This window comes from Zobellella taiwanensis, assembly GCF_003012795.1.
Taxonomy (GTDB): Bacteria; Pseudomonadota; Gammaproteobacteria; order Enterobacterales; family Aeromonadaceae; genus Oceanimonas; species Oceanimonas taiwanensis.
This window is the reverse complement of the sequence record NZ_PXYH01000010.1, coordinates 42,906-63,409: the sequence shown is the minus strand read 5'-3', so window position 1 is coordinate 63,409 and position 20,504 is coordinate 42,906. Positions and strand designations below refer to the sequence as shown.

Genomic DNA, 20,504 nt, shown 5'->3' with positions numbered 1-20,504 from the left:
CTTACTCCTTGTCCGCCCAGGGGGCGAACCAGCCCAGGCCCGCCTCGGTGTTGCCGCGCGGACGGTATTCGCAGCCCAGGAAGCCGTCGTAGCCCTTGGCGTCCAGGTAGTCGAACAGCCAGGGGTAGTTGACCTCGCCCTGGTCCGGCTCGTGGCGATCGGGCACCGAGGCTATCTGGATATGGCTGAACTTGCCCCACAGCCGGTCGATGGTGCGGGTGAGATCCCCTTCCATGATCTGGCAGTGGTAGAGATCGAGCTGGATCTTGACGTTGGGCCGGTCGATCTCGGCCAGCAGCGCCTCGGCCTGTACCTGGGTGGAGAGGAAGTAGCCGGGCATGTCGCGGCTGTTGATGGGTTCAAGCAGCACCAGAACACCCTTTTGGGCCGCCTGGTCCGCCGCGTAGCGGATATTGTCCACATAGGTGGCCTGCTGCTGCTCGCGGCTCAGCCCGGGCTGGCACAGGCCGGCCATGGCGTGCAGCTGGGTGCAGCCCAGCGCCTCGGCATAGGCCAGGGCGGTGGCCACGCCGGCGCGGAATTCCGCCTCCCGCCCGGGCAGCGAGGCCAGGCCGCGCTCGCCCGCCTCCCAGTCGCCGGGGGGCATGTTGAACAGCGCCTGGGTAAGATCCTGGGCCTTGAGCTCGGCGGCGATGGCGTCCTTGTCCTCGGCGTAGGGAAACAGGTATTCCACCGCGCGAAAGCCGGCGGCGCGGGCGGCCTGGAAGCGCGCCATAAAGGGCACTTCGGTAAACATCATCGACAGGTTGGCTGCAAATCGGGCCATGGTCCGCTCCTTACATCTTGCCTTTGAAAACCTGCTCCAGCTCCGCCACCTGATCGTCGGTCAGGGTGCGCATGGGGCCGTTGCGCAGAATGAAATACAGCCGGGCGGTCTCTTCCAGCTCCTCGGCGTTGAACATGGCCTCGCGCAGGCTCTTGCCGCTGATCACCGGGCCGTGGTTGGCCAGCAGCACCGAGCCATGGCCGGCGGCCAGCTTTTCCACTTCCTCGGCGATGCGCGGGCTGCCGGGGCGGAAGTAGGGGATCAGCGGCAGCTTGCCCACCCGCATCACGTAATAGGGGGTGATGGGCGGCAGGCAGTTGGCCGGATCCAACCCGTCTACGCAGGACAGGGCGGTCAGGTAGGGCGAGTGCAGGTGCACTATGCCGCCGGCCTGGGGCCGCTGGCGGTACATGGCGATGTGCATCAGCACTTCCTTGGAGGGCTTGTCGCCGTCCAGGTGGTTGCCGTCCGGGTCCACCTTGCTCAGGCGGTCCGGATCCAGGTCGCCGAAGCTGGTATTGGTGGGGGTGGCCAGCAGGTTGCCGTCGGGCAGCTTGAGGCTGAGGTTGCCCGCCCCGCCGCTGCTGTAGCCGCGCTCGAACATGGATTTGGCGATCTTCACCATTTCCAGGCGCAGGGAAAATTCAGTCATGGAAAAACTCCTGGGCGTTGCTGAAGAAATGCTCGTCGCCGAAGTTGCCCGACTTGAGTGCCAGGGACAACGGCTTGTCGAGGGCCCGCACCCAGGGCACGCCCGGGGCAATCTGCGGGCCGATATGGAAGCCGGTCACCGCCAGCGCCTGGGTGACGATGCCGGAGGTCTCACCGCCGGCCACGATAAACTTGCTGAAGCCTTCGCCCGCCAGGCGGGCGGCCACGGCGGCGAACACCCCTTCCACCGCCTCGCTGGCCCTGGCCGCGCCATACTGGGCCTGGATGCGGGAAAGCTCGGCCGCGGGCTGGGTGGCGTACAGCATGGGCGCCGGGGCGCTGTCCTGGGCCGCAACCCAGTCGGCCAGCTCGGCGGCGTAGGCGGCGGGCGCCTCAATGCAGCGGGCTACCTCCACCAGCCGGTGCGGCGCCTTCTGTTGGTAGGCCGCCACCTGGGCGTTGGTCATCTGGGAGCAGGAGCCGGACAGCACCACGGCACGGCCGCCGGCCACCGGTGCACCCAGCTCCCGGGCCAGGGCGGCGCCCTGGCCGCCGGTAGCGAAGCGAGCCAGGCCCGCGCCCAGGCCGGAGCCGCCGGTAACCAGCTTCAGCTCGCTCAGCGCTTCGCCCAGCACCGGCAGATCGGCCATGGTCAGGGTGTCCAGCACCGCGTAGTTCACACTATTGGCCTTCAGCTCCTCAAGCCGGGCACGGACCGCCGCCGGGCCGGCCAGCACGGCATGATAGTCCACCAGCCCCACCTGGCCCCGGGCCTGGGCGGCCATCAGCCGCTGCAGGTTGGCGTCTGTCATGGGGGTCACCGGGTGATCCTTCATACCGGACTCGTTGAGCGGCACCCCGTTCACGAACAGGTTGCCGTGGCAGACGGTGCGGCCGTTCACCGGCAGCGCCGGGCAGATCACGGTAAAGTTCTGGTCCAGCGCCTCGAGCAAAGCGTCGGTCACCGGGCCGATATTGCCCTCGGCGGTGGAGTCGAAGGTGGAGCAGTACTTGAAGAAGAAGCGATTGCAACCCAGCTCCTGCAGCCGCGCCAGCGCCGCCAGGGAGTCGGCCACCGCCTGCTCCACCGCGCAGGAGCGGCTCTTCAGGGAGATGACCACGGCGTCCACGTCCGCCGGCACCTGGGCGGGGCCGTGGCCGATCAGCTGGGTCACGCGCCAGCCGTTTTCCACCATAAAGCCGGCGATATCGGTGGCGCCGGTAAAGTCGTCGGCGATAACACCCAGACGTTGCGTCATTTACTTGCCCTCCGGCAGGCGGATGCCCTTGAAGGTTTTGACCACGGCGGCGTCGTCTTCACGGCCGTAGCCCTCGTTGCTGGCGGCCAGGAACATCTGGTGGGCGGCGGAGGCCAGCGGCAGCGGGAATTTCATCTGGTGAGCGGTGTCCAGCACTATGCCCAGGTCCTTGACGAAGATGTCGACGCTGGAGCGCGGCGCATAGTCCCCGTCCAGGATGTGCGGCACCCGGTTCTCGAACATCCAGGAATTGCCGGCGCTGTGGGTGACCACCTCGAACATCAGCTCCAGCGGGATCTCCGCCTTGGCGGCCATGGCCATGGCCTCGGCGGCGGCGGCGATGTGCACCCCGGCCAGCAGCTGGTGGATGGTCTTGACGGTGCTGCCCTGGCCGATGTCGGGCCCGACCACATAGAGTTTTTCGGCCACGGCGTCGAACAGCCCACGGGCCTGCTCGAACAGCTCGGGCTTGCCCGAGGCCATCACCGACAGCTTGCCGTCGGCGGCCTTGACGGCGCCGCCGGAGATGGGCGCGTCTATCATTTCCAGGCCCAGCTCGGCCAGGCGGCGGTGGATGGATTGGGTCTGGGTAGCAGCCAGGGTGCTGCACACGATCACCAGGCTGCCCGGGCGCAGCGCCTGGGCCAGGCCCTGCTCGCCGAACAGCACCGCCTCCACCTGGGCGCCGTTGACCACCACCAGCATCAGGGCGTCGAGCCGGTCCGCATAGGGCAGCGCCGAGGGGCCGGTGCCGGCGGCGCCGGCCTCGGCCAGACGAGCGCAGGCGTCCGGGTTCAGGTCAAAACCATAGGTATCGAAGCCGGCGCGGATCAGGGACTGGGCCATGCCCATACCCATGGAGCCGAGGCCGACCAGGCCAATACGGGAAAGTGCGCTCATCTGTGTTACTCCCAAGCTGTGAACTATTGTGATGAATACATTATTGACCACATATCGTCACAGTTAATGTCGGGACCTCACAAAAAGCAGAATCATCAGAAATAGCTAATACATTGAAAATAAATAGATTTATTTAAGATGCCACATAACATTTATTCACATAAGCATGTTCAAAATGTTGTGATCAAGATCACTATAAATCGATCAAAAATACGGCTAATAACATCTATACCATTGATATAAAAGGTTAACATCAGGTTGTGAAAGAAGCGGAATGGGGTGGGAAATGGGAACAGGCCGGGCTCCCCGATAAGGGAGCCCGGTCGGGGTCAGAGGCCGGCCAGCAACTGCCACAAGTCCGCCTGCACGGCGGCGGCAGTCACCTCCCGGCCGGCGCCGGGACCCTGGATCACCAGGGGATTCTGACGATAGTGCTGGGTTTCGATGGCGAAGATGTTATCGCCGGGCCGCAGGTGGGCAAAGGGATGCTCGGGCCCCAACACCTCCAGCCCCACGCCGGCCTCATGGCGCTGGGCATCGAAGCGGGCCACATGGCGCAATACCCCACCCTCTTCCCGGGCCCGGGCCAGGGCCAGGGCCTCGGCCAGGGGCTGATCCAGCTCGGCCAGCCGGTCGAAGAAGCGCTCCCTGTCCAGTGCCGCCAGGGACTCGGGCACCAGGTTGCTGACCCGGACGTTGGCCGGATCCAGGTCGAAACCTGCTTCCCGCGCCAGGATCACCAGCTTGCGCTTGACGTCCTCACCGCTCAGATCCTGCCTCGGATCCGGCTCGGTCAGGCCCTGCTGCCAGGCCTGCAGCACCAGTTCGGAAAAGGGCTGGCTGCCGTCGTAATGCTGGAACAGCCAGCTCAGGGTGCCCGAAAAAATGCCGCTCAGGGTACGGATCTGCTCGCCGGACTGCTGCAGCTGACGCACGCTGGTCTGCACCGGCAGGCCGGCGCCGACGGTGGCGTTGCTGAGAAACTGCACCCTGTGCTCGGCCAGGGTCTGCCTGAGCTTCAGGTAGTACTCCTGCTCCGCCGCCCCCGCCTGCTTGTTGGCGGCAATCAGATGGATATGTTGCTGCACCAGCGCCGGGTAATACTGCACCAGCGACTCGGAGGCGGTCAGATCCAGCGCCACCAGGCTGTCGAAGCCGTGCTCCTCCAGATCCTCCAGCCAGTCGGGCCAGACCACGGACCTGGGCTGGAAATCGGCCAACACCTGGTCCACCTCCAGTCCCTGGCTGGACAGCATGGCCCCCCGGGAATCGAACACCCCGTACAGGCTGAGGTGCAGGTTCAGCTCCCGCTCCAGCCGCGGCTTCTGCTCCCGGTACAACCTGAGCCAGGCCTGGCCGATGTTGCCCCGACCAAACAGCACCAGGCCCACCCGCTTCGGCCGGCTGAACAGGCTCTGGTGCAGGCGCAGCAGCAGGGGCTCCAGCACCATTTTGCGCACCACCCCCACCAGGCTGAGGCCGTTTTTGGCCGGCTGGATAAACTCCAGGGGCTGCTCATTGAGGGCATGGTAAAACTGCAGGCACTGCTCGGCCTGGGCGGTAACCTCCTTGCCTACCAGGGCCACCAGGGAGAAGCCTTCGCGCAGCTGCAGCCCCTCGAAACCGCCGGCGGGCTGGTGATCCTTGAGCAGGGCAAAGGCCTGTTCGGCCTGCTCGCGGGTATAGGCAATTTGCCACAGGCGCCGCTCGGGCCGGCGCTTGCAGGCCAGGGGCGCCAGCTCGCGCCGGGTCAGCCAGTCGGTGAGGGCATCCACCCTATCCTGGTAGCGGGCGGGAATGGTCATTTCCAGCAGCACGGCGTCGTCCACCGAGGTGACGATGCGCCCCCCCGCCTCCCGTCGCGACTGGCGGGAAATGCGGGTATGGCCGTCGTCCGGGTGATAGCTGCAGCGCAGCATCAGTTGCTGGCGGCTGGCGGCCACCGGGCCCAGGGTTCGGCTGTGCAGCACCGGCGAGCCCAGCCGGGCCAGTTCTGCGGCTTCCGGCAGCGACAGCCGGGTCAGCAGCCGGGCTTCCTTCACCCGCCGCGGATCGGCGCTGAACACCCCGGGCACATCACTCCAGATGGTGCAATGGGAGCTGTCGGCCAATGCCGCCAGCAGGGTGGCGCTGAAATCGGAGCCATTACGCCCCAGCAACCGGGTGCGGCCCTCGGCATCGGCGGCGATAAAGCCGGTCACCACCTGTATCCGCGCCGGGTGCTCGGCCAGAATCTCGCCCAGCCGGCGACGGGATTCGGCCTCGTCCACCTGCACCGGCGTACCGGCCACCAGCAGGAAGCGGCGGGCATCCAGGCTGTCGGCGGCCAGTCCCTGGCAGGACAGCAGCCGGGCCAGCAGGCGCGAGGACCAGACCTCGCCGAAGGACTGGATCAGGTTGCGCTGGAAGTCGCCCAGCCGGCTTTGCTCCAGCACCCGGGCGATGGTCTGGATGTCGTCCTCGAGGGCGGCCAGCAGGGGCTCGGCCTGGTCCGGCGCCAGGGTGGTGGCAATCAGGTTGCGCTGAAAGTCATGCAACCCTTCCAGCGCTTCGGGGGCCGCGCTGTCGCCGCTGGCAAACAGGCTGAGCAGTTCGATCAGCCGGTTGGTGGTCTTGCCCGGCGCCGACACCACTATGAGGGCATCGGGCTGGTGCAGGTTGTGGATGATGCCGGCCACCCGGTGAAAACAGGCGGCATCGGCCAGGCTGCTGCCGCCAAACTTGTGCACCGGTCGCTGGGCGCCGGCGTCGGGCTGGAATTGGGTCATTACTTGCTGAGCACCTTGAATGCGTTTTCCAGGTCGTGGATCAAATCCCCGATGTCTTCTATGCCGACCGACACCCGCAGCAACTGATTGCTGATGCCGGCGGCGAGGCGCGCCTCCTCGGTCATGGCCGCATGGGTCATGGTTGCCGGGTGGGCGATCAGGCTCTCCACCCCGCCCAGGGACTCGGCCAGGGAGAACAATTGCAACTGCTGCAGAAAAGCGCGCAGGCCGGCCTCGTCGGCATCCAGTTCGAAGCTGAGCATGGCACCGAAGCCGCTCTGCTGGCGGGCCGCAACTTCATGGCCGGGGTTGCCGGGCAGGCTGGGATGATACACCGCCTTGACCTCGGGCCGCTCCTGCAGGAAGGCCACCAGGGCCTCGGCGTTTTCGCAGTGCTGGCGCATGCGCACACCCAGGGTGCGCAGGCCGCGCAGGGTCAGGTAGCTGTCGAAGGCGGAGCCGGTCAGCCCCAGGCAGTTGGCCCACCAGCGCAACTGCTCTGCCAGGTCGGCGTCGGCGGCCACCACGGCCCCGCCCAGCACGTCGGAATGGCCGTTGATGTATTTGGTGGTGGAGTGCACCGCCAGGTCGGCACCCAGCGCCAGCGGCTGCTGCAGCACCGGCGACAGGAAGGTGTTGTCCACCACCGAGAGGGCACCGATGTCTTTCGCCGCGGCACAGAGGGCGGCAATGTCCACCACCCGCAGCAGGGGATTGGACGGGGATTCAATCCACAGCATGCGCGGCTGCCGCGCCAGGGCCTCGGCCAGGGCCTGAGGGCAGGTCTGATCGACATACTCCAGGTGGAAATGCCCCTTTTTCGCCAGGGAGTTGAACAGCCGCTGGGTTCCGCCGTAGCAATCGTGGGGCGCCAGCAGCAAATCCCCGGGTTCGAGCTGGGAGGTGACGATCAGGTTGATGACGCCCATGCCGGTGGAGGTGACTGCGGCCCCGGCGCCGCCTTCCAGCCGGGTGAGGGCTTCCAGCAGGGTCTGCCGGGTCGGGTTGCCGGAACGGGTGTAATCGAACTGGCGCGGCTGGTTGTAGTCGGCAAAGGTATAGGTACTGGTCAGGTACAAAGGCGGCACCACGGCACCATGCTGGGTATCGGTGTCGATACCGGTCCGAACGGCATAAGTCTGGGTCTGGTAGTCAGGCATGTCCTCTCCTTTGCACATGGCAGGATCAATGGGGTGTTTGCAGAAGGCGCACAGTAACCCAGCGCAAAAAAGCCGTCAAGCCTTCTGGACGTCTGCAAGGCTTTGCTGTTGGATTGCCAATAAAAAAGGTAGGGGTTACAATTCGTTCCGGATTTTTAACCCTGACGCAGGTGAATAATGAAAACTGAATGGAACGGCGATTACATCAGCCCTTACGCCGAGCACGGCAAGAAAAGCGAGCAGGTCAAGAAAATCACCGTCTCCATCCCGCTCAAGGTCCTGAAAATCCTCACCGACGAGCGCACCCGCCGCCAGGTCAACAACCTGCGCCACGCCACCAACAGCGAGCTGTTGTGCGAGGCATTCCTGCATGCCTACACCGGCCAGCCCCTGCCCCAGGACGACGACCTGCGCAAGGATGTCCCCGACCAGATCCCCGCCCGGGCCCGGGACATCATGACGGCGCTGGGCATTGAAATCGAAGATTTCGAGCAGGACGACTGAAACCAAAGCTGGAAGCGGTCGGCTGGAAGCTTGAAGCCATCCCCGGCTGATTGAGGCTCCTGAATCGTGCCTGCCTATTCATGTGTCATTCGCAGGCACAGCTCGGGGTTCACTCACACCACCACCGCCAGCCGACAGTGTATGGCTGACGGCTCTCGGTTCGCTTCAGGCTTCACACTTTAATATCTCCTGCCAGGGCAGGCTTTCGTCGCCCAGGGTGATGAAGTTGGGGTTGATCAGGCTGTCGCGCCGGTTATAGCTGAGCCGTCCCAGGCCCAAATCCAGCAGTTTTCCTCCCGCCTCCTCCACGATGCACTGGGTCGCCCCCGTATCCCACTCGCCGGTGGGCCCGATGCGCATGTAAAGATCCGCCGCCCCTTCGGCCACCAGGCAGGACTTGAGCGAACTCGATCCCAGCGGCAGCAACTGGTATTCCAGCGCGTCGCTCAGCCGGGAACGCACCCAGTCCACGTTTTGCCGCCGGCTGATGGCGATACGCAACCGGTTTGGCGGACAGGCGGGATCGTGGTGGCGGGCGTGGATGCGTACCACCCGGCCTCCGGCTTCCTTGAAGGCGCCCTGGCCGCGCACCGCGTAATACATCAGATCCGCCACCGGGGCGTAGACCATGCCCAATACCGGGCGGCCGCCCTCGATCAGGGCGATCATGGTGGAAAAATCGCCGCTGCCGGCAATGAATTCCTGGGTACCGTCGAGCGGATCCACCAGCCAGTAGCGCGGCCAGCTCCGCCGTTCGGACAAGGGAATATCGCCGCCCTCTTCAGAAAGCACGGGCACATCGGCCAGTTCGCGCAGTGCTTTGTCAAGATAGGCATGGGCCGCCAGGTCGGCGCTGGTCACCGGGCTGTCGTCGTCCTTGCGCTCGGCCTGGTAACGGCCGCTGTCGTACAGGGTCAGGATACGCCGACCCGCCTCTCGGGCCGCCGCCTTCACGCCGGGCAATAAGGCTTCTATGTCCATGGCTATTCCTCGTGACTGAGCCAGGCCTGCAGCAGCAGCAAGCCGCAAATGCTCCTGGCTTCGGAAAAATCGGGCCTGGACAACAGCTCGTCCAGTTTATCGAGCGGCCAGGGCACCACGTCCAGCGGCTCCGGCTCGTCCCCTTCCCGCTGTTCGGGATACAGGTCCCGTGCCAATAAAATATCCATGCGACTACCAAAGTAGCCGGGTGCCAGGCTGACCTGCTTGAGCGGGATAAGCTGGCGGGCGCCGTAGCCCACTTCCTCCATCAATTCGCGATTGCCCGCCTCCAGGGCGGTTTCTCCCGGATCGATCAGCCCCTTGGGAAAACCCAGCTCATAGCTGTGGGTGCCGGCGGAGTATTCGCGGATCAACAACAGGGTGTCGTCGTCCAGCATGGGCACCAGCATCACCGCCCCCCGGCCGCCGCTGCGCATACGCTCATAGACCCGTTCCACGCCGTTGCTGAACCTGAGGTGCACCGATTCCACCTTGAACAGGCGGCTCTCGGCCACCAGCTCGGTGTGCAGTATCTGGGGTTTTTGTTTGTCGTGATCCGTCATGCCCTGTCCCGTCTTCTGGCTCGCCTTGCCCCGAGGTTATCGCAACTGCCGGCCAACGTCTGCCGCAACGTGATGACAGCGGCAGAGATCTGTCCTTTATACTCCAGAGCCCCGGCCATCTGGTATAATCATGCCCCTGTTTTCGTGTGAGCGAGCGCAATGAACGGAGAAAATCACGCCGTCCGCCTGGACAAGTGGCTGTGGGCCGCCCGTTTCTACAAAACCCGCGGCCTGGCTCGCGCCATGATTGAGGGTGGCAAGGTGCACTACAACGGCCAGCGCACCAAGCCCAGCAAGATGATGGAAGTGGGGGCCACCATCCGCCTGCGCCAGGGCCACGACGAGAAGGAAGTGGTGGTGCTGGCGCTGTCCGAGCAGCGGAGCAAGGCGGAGATCGCCCAGCAATTGTACCGGGAAACCCCGGACAGCCTGCGCAAGCGGGAGCAGAACGCCGAGGCCCGCAAGCTCAATACCCAGTTCGCACCCAGCCCAGAGCGCCGCCCGGACAAAAAGGAGCGGCGCACCCTGCTAAAAATCAAACAGGGCGACTAGTCGCCTTCACAGGATCCCTTATGAACAAACCCGATCAACTCCACCGCTATCTGTTCGACAACTACCAGGTCCGTGGCGAACTGGTACAACTACAGCAGAGCTTTCGCCAGATGCTGGAAGCCCAGGCCTATCCGGCGCCGGTCCAGCGGCTGCTGGGCGAACTGCTCACCGCCACCAGCCTGCTCACCGCCACCCTCAAGTTCGAGGGACACATCACGGTACAGTTGCAGGGCGACGGCCCGGTGAAACTGGCGGTGGTCAACGGCGACCACCTGCAACAGCTGCGCGGCGTGGCCCGCTGGGAAGGCCCCTTGCCCGACAGCGCCAGGCTGGCGGATCTGGTGGGCAAGGGCTACCTGGCCATCACCATCACCCCCGACGAGGGCGAGCGCTACCAGGGCATAGTGGAGCTGGACGCCGATTCCCTGGCCAGGAGCCTGGAAAACTACTTTGCCCAGTCGGAACAGCTGGCCACCCGCATCTGGCTGTTCACCGAGCCGCACGCCGGACAGCAGGCCGCCGCCGGCCTGCTGCTGCAGGCACTGCCTGCCGGCAACGCCGATCAGGAACAGGATTTCGCCCACCTCGAGACCCTCACCGATACCATCAAGGCGGAGGAAATCCTGCACCTGGACGCCCACGAGGTACTGTACCGGCTCTACAACCAGGAAGCGGTGCGGGTGTTCGACCCCCAACTGGTTCGTTTCCAGTGCACCTGCTCCCAGGAAAAATGCGAACAGGCGCTATTGCAGATTGGCCGGGACGAGGCCTTCGATATTCTGCGCGAACACGGCAACATTGAAATGCACTGCGATTATTGCGGCCGGCATTACCGTTTTGACAGCAGCGAACTGCAGGATTTGTTCAACGGCCACACCCTGCACTGAGCCGGCGCGGGACCGGCAACGCCGGTCCCTTTTCTTTTCCCGCCTCCGCCACGGACCTTCCTTATCCGGCTCCAACTCCTTGAAAGCACTAAATAAAAAACAAACCATTAACATGATGGTTGCATATAAAGCCGTATTTTCACGGCCCCGGGCTTAATTCGTCGCGCAAAATTGCAAATTTTGAAGCTGATCCCCTAAATAGCCGCCGATTACTGATATTCTTTTGCTCTAAAACAACACTAATAACGAAACACCCAACCCCTCTGTACCCAGGAGATAACAATGACGTCCAAGGCGCAACAATTAGGCCTTTCCCAATACGGTATTACCGACGTAACCGAGATCCTTTACAACCCCTCCTACGAGCAGTTGTTCGAAGAAGAAACCCGTGCCGATTTGTCCGGCTTTGAGAAGGGCGTGGTTACCCATCTGGGCGCCGTTGCGGTGGACACCGGCATCTTTACCGGCCGCTCTCCGAAAGACAAATACATAGTGCGCGACGATGTGACCCGCGACACCGTGTGGTGGGCCGACCAGGGCAAGAACGACAACAAGCCCATGAGCCCCGATACCTGGGCCCACCTCAAGGGCCTGGTGACCCAACAGCTGTCCGGCAAGCGGCTGTTCGTGGTCGATACCTTCTGCGGCGCCAACCCGGACACCCGCCTGTCCGTGCGCTTTATCACCGAGGTCGCCTGGCAGGCCCACTTCGTGAAGAACATGTTCATCCGCCCCACCGAGGAAGAGCTGCAGGGCTTCGAGCCCGACTTCGTGGTGATGAACGGCGCCAAGTGTACCAACCCCGACTGGCAGGAGCAGGGCCTGAACAGCGAAAACTTCGTGGCCTTCAACCTGACCGAGCGCATGCAGTTGATCGGCGGCACCTGGTACGGCGGCGAGATGAAGAAAGGCATGTTCTCCATGATGAACTACCTGCTGCCGCTCAAGGGCATCGCCTCCATGCACTGCTCCGCCAACGTGGGCCAGGACGGCGACGTGGCCATCTTCTTCGGCCTGTCCGGCACCGGCAAGACCACCCTCTCCACCGACCCCAACCGCCAGCTGATCGGTGACGACGAGCACGGCTGGGACGACGACGGCGTGTTCAACTTCGAGGGCGGCTGCTACGCCAAGACCATCAACCTGAGCCAGGAAAACGAGCCCGAGATCTATGCCGCCATCCGCCGCGACGCCCTGCTCGAGAACGTGACCGTGCTGGACGACGGCACCATCGATTTCGACGATGGCAGCAAAACCGAGAACACCCGGGTTTCCTACCCCATCCACCACATCGACAACATCGTCAAGCCGGTGTCCAAGGCCGGTCACGCCAAGAAGGTGATCTTCCTCACCGCCGACGCCTTCGGCGTGCTGCCGCCGGTGAGCAAGCTGACCCGTGACCAGGCACAGTATCACTTCCTGTCCGGCTTCACCGCCAAGCTGGCCGGCACCGAGCGCGGCATCACCGAGCCCACCCCGACCTTCTCCAGCTGCTTCGGCGCGGCCTTCCTGAGCCTGCACCCGACCCAGTACGCCGAGGTGCTGGCCAAGCGCATGGACGCCGTGGGCGCCGAGGCCTACCTGGTGAACACCGGCTGGAACGGTACCGGCAAGCGGATCTCCATCAAGGCGACCCGTGCCATCATCAACGCCATCCTCGACGGCTCCATCGAGAACGCCGATTTCGTGACCCTGCCCTACTTCAACGTGGCCATCCCCACCGAGCTGCAGGGCGTGGACGACGTCTCCATCCTGGATCCGCGCAACACCTATGCCGAGCCGGCCCAGTGGGACGCCAAGGCCCGGGATCTGGCCCAGCGCTTCGTGAACAACTTCGAGAAGTTCACCGACACCGCCGAGGGCAAGGCCCTGGTGGCCGCCGGCCCGCAGCTGTAAGCGGAACCACGCGGTAACTCATAAAGCCCCGGCCAGCGCCGGGGCTTCACGCTGCGGACAAAGCTGCGAATTTCTCTGTGGTCACTCCCGCGAAGGCGGGAGTCCAATGCCGTATGTCGTGGATCTCCGCCTTCGCGGAGATGACGATGATGAAATGGCAGTGATAAAGGGAAAGCCCCGTCGACATAGCGGGTAATGAATTTTGTCACTCAAACTGAAGCCCCGGCCAGCGCCGGGGCTTTTTTGTGCCGGCCATAAACGCAAAAAGAGCGCTCGGGGCGCTCTTTTACTGCCGGCCGCTGGCCGCCTTGCCTTCCTTTCGCCCGGAGCTTGTGGCTCCGGCTCCACGCCCGGTGCCCGATAAGGCAAACGGCGCTGGTGGCGCTGGCCGGGGTGGTGTGCCCGGTTCGCGGCAGGGTCCGAGGGTGTCGGCCTGCTGTTCCCAGAAGGTGAAGCCATCTTACCCCTTAACCCGGGGCGAGTGGTTGCAAAGATCGCATACTAAACGTCTCTTTAAGCAATCATTGACCCCGTATAAACTAAATTAATATTAATCATTGCATAAGGTGGATTATCTTGAGCAACCCTATCCAATTGGATCGCACCGACCGGCGCATTCTGGAGCTGATGCTGCGCCACGGCCGCATCAGCAACCTGGAGCTGGCCGAACGGGTCGGCCTGTCGCCCTCACCCTGCTCGCGCCGGGTCAAGGCGTGTTAAGCATATCCTTGAGTCTGAGCAGTCCGCTGGATTGCTCGGTAAGCAATGCCAATTCACTTCTCAGTAACTGACTAAATTCCTGAGTGATGCGAGAGCGGGGCCGGGAGGCAGGGAAAAGCAGATGGTATGAAAATGAAATCCAAGGTTCAAAGGGCCGGAACACCAGATTCGCAGACGGAAAATGCAGCGCTGTTATAGGGTCAACCAGCGCCACCCCCGCCCCTGCATCCACAAACGAACAGGCTACATGAGATAGCTGGGTATCAAATACCAACTGGCGGCTGACTCTAGCCTGCTCAAAGGCCTCATCCACCTTGTAACGCACACTCTGCTCCGGCCCCAGTGAGATAAAAGGCTGGTCACGCAGATCTTCTGGCACGATAACGGCCTTTTTGGCTAACGGGTGACGGGCAGGCAAAGCACAGACCAACGCAGCTTCACCCAGAACCTCTACCGATAACGCTGGATCCACCACATTGATAGCTCCAATACCCACATCAAAATGCTGGGTCGCTATCCAATCGGCCACTTGCTGGGAGCTACGAACCTGTAAGGTATGGCTAACGCCCTGATGTGAATCGCTAAATTTCTGCATCACCCGTGGCAAAAAACCAAGGGCAATGGCTGGCATGGCCGCTACCTTAAGACTACCGCGCTGAAAATCGCGCAGCTCTTCTGCCATGGTTGCCAGTCTATCGATACCGATGAAAGAACGCTCCACCTCCTCGAACAGTAACAACGCCTCTGGTGTAGGCGCCAGTCGCTTATGATGCCGTTCGAACAGTTTGACATTAACCGTCGCTTCAAAGTCATTAAGTAGCCGGCTCACCGCCGGTTGCGAAATGTATAGCAACTCCGCCGCCCCCGTAGTGGTCCCGGCGATCATCACTGCCCGAAAGGCTTCCACCTGCCGATAGCTTAACTTGGTCATGGTTCTGTCCCTGAATACTGCCAATCTCTTAGGATAACATTGTGTTATACAAAATCTATAAAAAACGATTTGTTGTTATTTTATTGTGAATGCAAAATGAACAACAGACAGAAAGGGTGTCCATCGCCGATTTCTGCAGATTAACCGAATAAGGACAAGGATATGGAAACGGTATTCAGATACACGCTGACACTGTTGATTACCACGGTTGCCGGTTTTCAGGCAGTGCAGGTAATTTCGCGTTACGTGTTCGAAACCCCCATGATGGGACTGGAGGAAATGGCCCTGATCCCCACCATGTGGTTGTACATACTGGGAGCTGTCAATGCTTCTCGGGAAGACACCCAGATCAGGGCCAATGTGCTAGAGGTTTTCCTCAAAACAGATAAGGCACGCCATTGGCTGTTTGTAATCGCCGAAACCATCAGCCTGGCTATCTCGAGCTGGCTGACCTGGTGGGCCTGGGATTACTTCAAGTATGCCAAACGAGTCTGGAAAGAAAGCCCGACCCTCTACATTCCTACCATCATCTATGAGTCCGCCTTACTGCTGGGACTGGTGATCATGACTCTCTATACCGGCTGGCACCTGCTGAAACATCTGCGCACCCTGACAGCCGGTGGTGAAGCACGCCCGGTCGATACCATTACCGAACCGGCAGAGGTCACTGAATTCCGTCTGCTCACGGAAGAACAGAAAGGAGAAAAATTCCATGGTTGAAGTTGCAATTCTGGCTTTTGCCGTGTTGGTGATCCTGCTCACCATCGGCGTGCCGTTACCCTACTGCTTCGGTGCTGGCTTGATGGTCATGACCCTGGTCGGGGACGCCACCATGAAAGGCACCATGCTGTGGGGATTTAACCAGCTAGCCACCCCAGTGCTGCTGGCCGTACCGCTGTTTGTCTTTGCCGGCACCTTGATGAGCGTCAGCGGCATCGCCGGTAGCTTGCTCAAATTTGTGAACCTGTTTGTCGGTCGCATTCGTGGAGGACTTGGGGTAGTAGCGTCATTCAGTTGTGCCATTATCGGCGCCATTTCAGGTAGTGGTCTGACTGGTATCGCGGCGATTGGTCCTCTGCTTATCCCAGAAATGGAGCGCCAGGGCTATCCTCGTGCTTATGCCACCGCACTGATTGCCAACTCGTCCATCCTGGGCCTGCTGATCCCACCCAGCGTTACCATGATCGTGTATGGCTGGGTTACCGAGACGTCGATTCTGGCGAGTTTTCTCGCCACTCTCGGGCCAGGCTTGCTGATCATGCTCAACTTCGCTCTAGTCAACTTGATTATGGCACGCAAGTTTCCGCTGATACTGGACGATCCCAAGCCCTTTAACGAGGTGATCCGCGAAGGCGCGTCCCGCACCGTACATGCCCTGCCAGCCCTGCTGATGCCGGTCATCATCTTGGGAGGCATCTACGGTGGCATCATGACCCCGACCGAGGCCGCTGCCATTGCCGTCATCTATGCCATTCCGGTGGGTTTCTTAATTTACAAGGGGCTTACCTGGCGCAACTTCGTCGAGTCAGGCAAGGAGTCTGCCACAGCGGTGGGGGCCATTCTAATCATGGTGCTGTTCAGCCTGATGCTCAGCCAGATTTACGTAATGGAAGACATTCCCCAAGCCCTGGTGGACGCTATTTTTGAAATCACCACCGACAAAGTAGTGCTGCTGATCATGGTCAACCTGCTCCTGTTCCTGATCGGCATGGTAGTAAATGATGTAACCGCCATCATCCTGACTGCTCCGTTGCTTCTGCCTCTGATGTCGGCGCTGGGCGTCAGCCCGGTACAGTTTGCAGCCATCATGGGCGTCAATACTGCCATGGGCGGTGTAACGCCCCCCTATGCCAGCATCCTCTACATGGGGGCTCGAATCGGCAAAGTGCCGTTCACCCAAGTAATAAAGCCAGCCATGATCCTGCTTCTGTTCGGCTATCTGCCGGTCGTGGTTCTGGTCTCGGTATGGCCCGATCTGTCCGAATATATTCCAGCCCTGTTTGGCTATTAACCCTGAAGGAGAATGATGATGAAAAAAAGGATTCAATACAGCACCATCGCCAAAAGTATGCTGCTGGCGCTGACCTTGGCCGGTACTGCCGTCGAGGCTGCTACTCTCAAAATTTCCCACGTGCGGCCTCAGGGTACAGCTATCGACGAAGATGTGCATCAGCTGTCTGAAGAGCTAAAGGCCGCCACCGATGGTGCTCTCGAACTCAGGGTATATGCGGCCAACGCCTTGGGTGACTACACAGTGGTACAGGAACGAGTCAGCTTGGGCGCCATCGATATGGCGGTTCAGCCGCCCTCAGCCAGTGCCGACAAACGTTTCCAGGTGATCTACATGCCTTACATGGTGAAAAACTGGAACGATGCACGCAAGGCATATACCCCGGGTTCGCCACTGCGCAACACCATCGATGAACTGTACCAATCGCAAGATATCAAGGTATTGGCAGCATGGCCGGTCTACTTCGGCGGTATAGCCCTAAACAGGGAGGTGGGCCAGGTTACCGACCCGACCCATAACAAGGGAGCAAAACTGCGGGTGCCGCCGATGAAGTCGTTCCAGATGCTGGCCGATAGCACCGGTTTCATCGGCTCTCCCCTGCCTTTCTCCGAAGCCTTTACCGCGGTACAGACCGGCGTGGTGGATGGTGTTATGGGCTCGGGTGCCGAGGGGTACTATGCCTCTTTCCGCGATGTGACCAAGTCCTATGTTCCACTCAATACCCACTTCGAAGTGTGGTTCCTGCAGATCAATGCCGAGCGATATGCCGACTTGGATGATGCAGATCGTGCTGCCCTGGATAAAGCCGCACAGAACTTTGAACAACGCCGCTGGGAGACTGCCCGTGCCGATCAAGCAGCTAATGAACAATACCTGGCCGATGCCGGCGCCACCATTGTCGAGGTGACCGAAGCCGACATCAACGCCTATGCCGATGTGGCCCGTGAACGTATCTGGCCTGAAATCATTAAAGATATCGGCCAAGACTGGGCCGAGCAGGTTCTGTCTCAATTCAAGTAATACTACCGGGCCCAACCGGGCCCGGCTTTCTCATTTGCCAAAGGAGAACGTGATGTCGGTTCGCAACCATGCCAGCCGCCACGACACTGATGTGGCCATCATCGGTGGCGGTTTGGTGGGCATGTCCCTGGCCTATGGCCTGCTGCGTCAGGGTAAAACAGTGACCGTTTTCGACGAAGGCGATCAGGCGCTGCGGGCCTCTCGCGGCAACTTCGGCTTGGTCTGGGTACAGGGCAAGGGAGACTCCTGCCCTGACTACGCCCATCTGACCCGGCTGTCGGCCCGGCTCTGGCCTGAGCTGGCCGCAAGCCTGCAACAGGAGACCGGCATCGATATCGAGCTGCGGCAGGATGGCGGCCTTTATGTCTGCCTGGATCAGCCAAGCCTGCAGCAAAGGGCCGATATGCTGGCCCGTATGCGGCAGGATTCCGGCGGAGACTATCCCTTCGAGGTGCTCACCCCCGAGCAGGCACGGGAAAAGGAGCCTGCATTGGGCCCCGACATCGCCGGCGCCACCTGGTCTCCCATGGATGGCCACCTCAACCCGTTGCTGCTGTTCCGCGCCCTGCACCAAGCCTTCAAGCAGAGAGGCGGAAACTTGGTTAATGGCGAGCCAGTACAACATATTCAGCCACTGCAGCACGGTTTTGAAGTACGGCTGCAGGACAAGAGCCTGACAGCCGGAAAAGTGGTATTGGCTGCCGGACTCGGCAATAAGGCGCTGGCTCCACAGCTTGGCCTGTATGCTCCGGTAGAACCCAATCGGGGACAAGTGCTGATTACCGAGCGACTCAAGCCTTTTATTCACTACCCCACCGGCCATGTCCGTCAGACCGGCGAAGGCACGGTACAACTGGGCGACTCCAAGGAGGATGTGGGCCTCAACACCGGCACCACTGCAGAAGAACTTGGCAAGATTGCCGCCCGCGCCATCCGCATGTACCCAGTGCTGGAAAAGGTGCGACTGATCCGTGCCTGGGGAGCACTACGGGTGATGACCCCGGACGGCTACCCCATCTACCAACAGTCGAGCCGGCATCCCGGTGCCTATGTGGTGACCTGCCACAGCGGCGTCACCCTGGGGGCCGTGCACGCAGGTCCGTTGGTCAACTGGCTGCTTGGCAAAGACATAGAGATTTCCCTGGAGGCGTTCAGTGCAGACCGATTCCCCATTTAACCGGCTGGACACGGCCCCTGCCGGTTCCGTCATCATCGAGATCGACGGCCAGCCCTTTACCGTCCGTGAGGGCGATTCGGTCGCCGCAGCCCTGCTGGCCGCAGGCGCCATCCCGTCTCGCACCACCCCAGTGTCCGCCAGCCCCCGCGCGCCCTACTGCATGATGGGCGTGTGCTTCGAGTGTCTGGTGGAAGTCGATGGTCTGCCCAATGTGCAGGGCTGCATGGTGCAGGTCACCGAAGGCATGAAGGTGCATCGTCAGTCGGGCGCCCGAGAGCTAACAGAGGGAAACTTTCATGAAGCAGTATGATCTGGTGATTGTAGGCGCTGGCCCTGCCGGCATGGCGGCAGCCGCTGCGGCGGCCGAACAGGGATTGACCGTTGCCGTACTGGATGAACAGGCCGCTCCCGGCGGGCAGATATACCGCGCCATCTCGGCCCCGGCGCCTCGGGATGAAGGTATTCTGGGGCCAGACTATTACCATGGCCGCCGGCTGCTGGGGCCCTTCGGCCAGGCCGGTGTGGACTATATTTCCTCTGCCACCGTGTGGGAAGTTACCAAAGAACGGGAAGTACGTTTTTCGGCACAGGGACAGGCCCGCACCCTACGAGCCGAGAGAATCCTTCTGGCCACCGGAGCCCAGGAACGCCCTGCCCCTTTTCCCGGCTGGCAACTGCCCGGCGTCATGAGTTGTGGTGCCGCCCAGATCATGCTCAAGACCAGCGGTCTGACACCACCAGTCCCCTTGATACTGGCCGGCAGCGGCCCACTGTTGCTGCTGATTGCACTGCAACTGCACCGGGCCGGAGTCGAAATTGCCGCTGTGCTCGACACCACCCCGAAAGAGAACTACTTCAAGGCCAGCCGTCATTTTGGTGGCGCCCTGCGTGGCTGGAAGATGCTGCTCAAGGGACTTAACTATATAGCCCAGCTCAAGGGAGCAGGTATCCCATTCCTGAGCCAGGTAAGCGGACTGCGGGGTGAAGCTGGCAGTGACGGCAAACTGGCCCGGGTCCACTTCAGCCACAAGGGCCAGGCACGGACGCTGGACGCCATTAGCCTGCTGGTGCACCAGGGTGTGGTGCCAAATGTGCAACTGAGCCGGGCCATCGGCATCGGCCACCAGTGGGACGAGCTGCAGCTGTGCTGGCGCCCTTCCACCGATACCTGGGGCGAAACCGACCTCGAAGGCATCTTTATTGCCGGTGATGGCGCGGGCATCGGCGGTGCCGTTGTCGCCGAACAAGCCGGCCGCCTGGCCGCCTGGCAAGTCGCCTGCCAACTGGACCGCCTAAGCCCCAAAGAGCGGGACCGGCTGGCGGTGCCTGTGCGTCGCGCCTTGGCGCCGGTACTGGCCATTCGTCCCTTTCTCGATGTGCTCTATCAACCCGCCGGAGAGTTTCTCACCCCAGCCGACGACACTCTGGTGTGCCGCTGCGAGGAAGTCACCGCTGGCGATATTCGCCGCTTCGCCCGAATGGGTTGCACCGGCCCTAATCAGACCAAAGCCTTCAGCCGAGTGGGCATGGGACCTTGCCAGGGTCGCATGTGTGGCCTGACGGTATCGCAGATCATCGCCGATACGCGCCAGACTACCCCGGCGGAAGTGGGTTATTACCGCATTCGTTCACCCATAAAACCACTAACCCTGCAAGAACTGGCCAACCTGAACAATACCGATCAGCCCCAGCCCTGACCTTGACCGCCGTGCCCACTGCACGGTGCCCTTGTCTTTT

19 protein-coding genes and 1 pseudogene are annotated in these 20,504 nt (G+C 61.8%); 11 read left to right on the top strand and 9 right to left on the bottom strand.

The genetic code is table 11. The annotated features are described in order from the left end of the window. Position 1 precedes the first annotated feature (1 nt). The 6 genes from otnI to metB all read right to left on the bottom strand — a co-directional run bounded on the left by otnI (position 2) and on the right by metB (position 7,525). On the bottom strand, positions 2-787 hold the full coding sequence (gene otnI / locus C7I36_RS08860) for a 2-oxo-tetronate isomerase (protein ID WP_106453357.1): 786 nt from the start codon (positions 785-787) through the stop codon (positions 2-4). 10 nt (positions 788-797) lie between these two features. After that, complete coding sequence (gene otnC / locus C7I36_RS08855; RefSeq protein ID WP_106453356.1) at positions 798-1,439, bottom strand: 3-oxo-tetronate 4-phosphate decarboxylase; 642 nt, start codon at positions 1,437-1,439, stop codon at positions 798-800. Continuing rightward, on the bottom strand, positions 1,432-2,697 hold the full coding sequence (gene otnK / locus C7I36_RS08850; RefSeq protein WP_106453355.1) for a 3-oxo-tetronate kinase: 1,266 nt from the start codon (positions 2,695-2,697) through the stop codon (positions 1,432-1,434). The genes otnC and otnK overlap by 8 nt, the downstream gene beginning before the upstream one ends. Further along, positions 2,698-3,597, bottom strand: coding sequence for an L-threonate dehydrogenase (gene ltnD / locus C7I36_RS08845; protein WP_106453354.1), 900 nt, complete (start codon positions 3,595-3,597; stop codon positions 2,698-2,700). 329 nt (positions 3,598-3,926) lie between these two features. Beyond that, positions 3,927-6,386 carry a bifunctional aspartate kinase/homoserine dehydrogenase II gene (metL, locus tag C7I36_RS08840; RefSeq protein ID WP_425445041.1) on the bottom strand — a complete coding sequence of 820 codons (2,460 nt, stop codon included), beginning with the start codon at positions 6,384-6,386 and terminating at the stop codon, positions 3,927-3,929. Next, positions 6,365-7,525 (bottom strand): cystathionine gamma-synthase, encoded by a 1,161-nt coding sequence (gene metB, locus C7I36_RS08835; protein ID WP_106453352.1) that lies wholly within the window; start codon positions 7,523-7,525, stop codon positions 6,365-6,367. The genes metL and metB overlap by 22 nt, the downstream gene beginning before the upstream one ends. A gap of 177 nt (positions 7,526-7,702) precedes the next feature. Between metB and metJ the strand changes: the two genes are divergently transcribed. After that, a complete protein-coding gene (metJ, locus tag C7I36_RS08830; RefSeq protein ID WP_106453351.1) occupies positions 7,703-8,029 on the top strand; it encodes a met regulon transcriptional regulator MetJ in 327 nt (108 codons plus the stop codon). 165 nt (positions 8,030-8,194) lie between these two features. On the opposite strand, the gene cysQ is transcribed toward metJ, so the two are convergent. After that, complete coding sequence (cysQ, locus tag C7I36_RS08825; RefSeq protein ID WP_106453350.1) at positions 8,195-9,010, bottom strand: 3'(2'),5'-bisphosphate nucleotidase CysQ; 816 nt, start codon at positions 9,008-9,010, stop codon at positions 8,195-8,197. Between the two features lie 2 nt (positions 9,011-9,012). Continuing rightward, on the bottom strand, positions 9,013-9,573 hold the full coding sequence (gene nudE, locus C7I36_RS08820) for an ADP compounds hydrolase NudE (RefSeq protein ID WP_106453349.1): 561 nt from the start codon (positions 9,571-9,573) through the stop codon (positions 9,013-9,015). Positions 9,574-9,732: 159 nt separating this feature from the next. Here nudE and hslR point away from each other — a divergent pair, with 159 nt between their 5' ends. The 4 genes and pseudogenes from hslR to C7I36_RS08800 form a co-directional block, all read left to right on the top strand. Then, the gene (gene hslR / locus C7I36_RS08815) at positions 9,733-10,125 is read left to right on the top strand and encodes a ribosome-associated heat shock protein Hsp15 (RefSeq protein ID WP_106453348.1); all 393 of its coding nucleotides are present in this window, start codon (positions 9,733-9,735) and stop codon (positions 10,123-10,125) included. Positions 10,126-10,145: 20 nt separating this feature from the next. Continuing rightward, positions 10,146-11,012, top strand: a complete 867-nt coding sequence (gene hslO / locus C7I36_RS08810; RefSeq protein WP_106453347.1) for an Hsp33 family molecular chaperone HslO — start codon at positions 10,146-10,148, stop codon at positions 11,010-11,012. 282 nt (positions 11,013-11,294) lie between these two features. After that, positions 11,295-12,908, top strand: a complete 1,614-nt coding sequence (gene pckA / locus C7I36_RS08805; RefSeq protein ID WP_106453346.1) for a phosphoenolpyruvate carboxykinase (ATP) — start codon at positions 11,295-11,297, stop codon at positions 12,906-12,908. A gap of 576 nt (positions 12,909-13,484) precedes the next feature. Next, a pseudogene (locus C7I36_RS08800) lies at positions 13,485-13,622 on the top strand (Lrp/AsnC family transcriptional regulator); the annotation flags it as partial. On the opposite strand, the gene C7I36_RS08795 reads toward C7I36_RS08800, so the two are convergent. Then, positions 13,615-14,559 (bottom strand): LysR substrate-binding domain-containing protein, encoded by a 945-nt coding sequence (locus tag C7I36_RS08795; RefSeq protein ID WP_106453345.1) that lies wholly within the window; start codon positions 14,557-14,559, stop codon positions 13,615-13,617. The pseudogene C7I36_RS08800 and the gene C7I36_RS08795 overlap by 8 nt on opposite strands. A 162-nt stretch (positions 14,560-14,721) precedes the next feature. Here C7I36_RS08795 and C7I36_RS08790 point away from each other — a divergent pair, with 162 nt between their 5' ends. From C7I36_RS08790 to C7I36_RS08765, 6 genes are read left to right on the top strand one after another with little or no spacing between them, the layout of a single operon-like run. Further along, entirely contained in the window at positions 14,722-15,279 is a 558-nt protein-coding gene (locus C7I36_RS08790; protein WP_106453344.1) for a TRAP transporter small permease, read from the top strand. Continuing rightward, entirely contained in the window at positions 15,272-16,570 is a 1,299-nt protein-coding gene (locus C7I36_RS08785; protein WP_106453343.1) for a TRAP transporter large permease, read from the top strand. Before C7I36_RS08790 ends, C7I36_RS08785 begins: the two co-directional genes overlap by 8 nt. 18 nt (positions 16,571-16,588) lie before the next feature. After that, entirely contained in the window at positions 16,589-17,590 is a 1,002-nt protein-coding gene (gene dctP / locus C7I36_RS08780; RefSeq protein WP_106453342.1) for a TRAP transporter substrate-binding protein DctP, read from the top strand. 52 nt (positions 17,591-17,642) lie between these two features. Continuing rightward, on the top strand, positions 17,643-18,767 hold the full coding sequence (locus C7I36_RS08775; RefSeq protein WP_106453341.1) for an NAD(P)/FAD-dependent oxidoreductase: 1,125 nt from the start codon (positions 17,643-17,645) through the stop codon (positions 18,765-18,767). Beyond that, positions 18,745-19,077, top strand: coding sequence for a (2Fe-2S)-binding protein (locus C7I36_RS08770; RefSeq protein WP_106453340.1), 333 nt, complete (start codon positions 18,745-18,747; stop codon positions 19,075-19,077). The genes C7I36_RS08775 and C7I36_RS08770 overlap by 23 nt, the downstream gene beginning before the upstream one ends. Continuing rightward, positions 19,064-20,464: an FAD/NAD(P)-dependent oxidoreductase gene (locus tag C7I36_RS08765; protein ID WP_106453339.1), complete on the top strand. Its 1,401-nt coding sequence runs from the start codon at positions 19,064-19,066 to the stop codon at positions 20,462-20,464. The genes C7I36_RS08770 and C7I36_RS08765 overlap by 14 nt, the downstream gene beginning before the upstream one ends. Positions 20,465-20,504: the final 40 nt, after the last annotated feature.

Excerpts from the sequence above, each read along its gene's own strand:
- pckA (WP_106453346.1), top strand. The coding sequence starts at position 11,295 with ATGACGTCCAAGGCGCAACAATTAGGCCTTTCCCAATACGGTATTACC.
- metJ (WP_106453351.1), top strand. The coding sequence starts at position 7,703 with ATGAAAACTGAATGGAACGGCGATTACATCAGCCCTTACGCCGAGCAC.
- cysQ (WP_106453350.1), bottom strand. The coding sequence starts at position 9,010 with ATGGACATAGAAGCCTTATTGCCCGGCGTGAAGGCGGCGGCCCGAGAG.
- hslO (WP_106453347.1), top strand. The coding sequence starts at position 10,146 with ATGAACAAACCCGATCAACTCCACCGCTATCTGTTCGACAACTACCAG.
- otnC (WP_106453356.1), bottom strand. The coding sequence starts at position 1,439 with ATGACTGAATTTTCCCTGCGCCTGGAAATGGTGAAGATCGCCAAATCC.
- C7I36_RS08790 (WP_106453344.1), top strand. The coding sequence starts at position 14,722 with ATGGAAACGGTATTCAGATACACGCTGACACTGTTGATTACCACGGTT.
- C7I36_RS08795 (WP_106453345.1), bottom strand. The coding sequence starts at position 14,559 with ATGACCAAGTTAAGCTATCGGCAGGTGGAAGCCTTTCGGGCAGTGATG.
- dctP (WP_106453342.1), top strand. The coding sequence starts at position 16,589 with ATGAAAAAAAGGATTCAATACAGCACCATCGCCAAAAGTATGCTGCTG.
- nudE (WP_106453349.1), bottom strand. The coding sequence starts at position 9,573 with ATGACGGATCACGACAAACAAAAACCCCAGATACTGCACACCGAGCTG.
- otnI (WP_106453357.1), bottom strand. The coding sequence starts at position 787 with ATGGCCCGATTTGCAGCCAACCTGTCGATGATGTTTACCGAAGTGCCC.
- metB (WP_106453352.1), bottom strand. The coding sequence starts at position 7,525 with ATGCCTGACTACCAGACCCAGACTTATGCCGTTCGGACCGGTATCGAC.
- C7I36_RS08765 (WP_106453339.1), top strand. The coding sequence starts at position 19,064 with ATGAAGCAGTATGATCTGGTGATTGTAGGCGCTGGCCCTGCCGGCATG.
- C7I36_RS08785 (WP_106453343.1), top strand. The coding sequence starts at position 15,272 with ATGGTTGAAGTTGCAATTCTGGCTTTTGCCGTGTTGGTGATCCTGCTC.
- otnK (WP_106453355.1), bottom strand. The coding sequence starts at position 2,697 with ATGACGCAACGTCTGGGTGTTATCGCCGACGACTTTACCGGCGCCACC.
- ltnD (WP_106453354.1), bottom strand. The coding sequence starts at position 3,597 with ATGAGCGCACTTTCCCGTATTGGCCTGGTCGGCCTCGGCTCCATGGGT.
- hslR (WP_106453348.1), top strand. The coding sequence starts at position 9,733 with ATGAACGGAGAAAATCACGCCGTCCGCCTGGACAAGTGGCTGTGGGCC.
- C7I36_RS08775 (WP_106453341.1), top strand. The coding sequence starts at position 17,643 with ATGTCGGTTCGCAACCATGCCAGCCGCCACGACACTGATGTGGCCATC.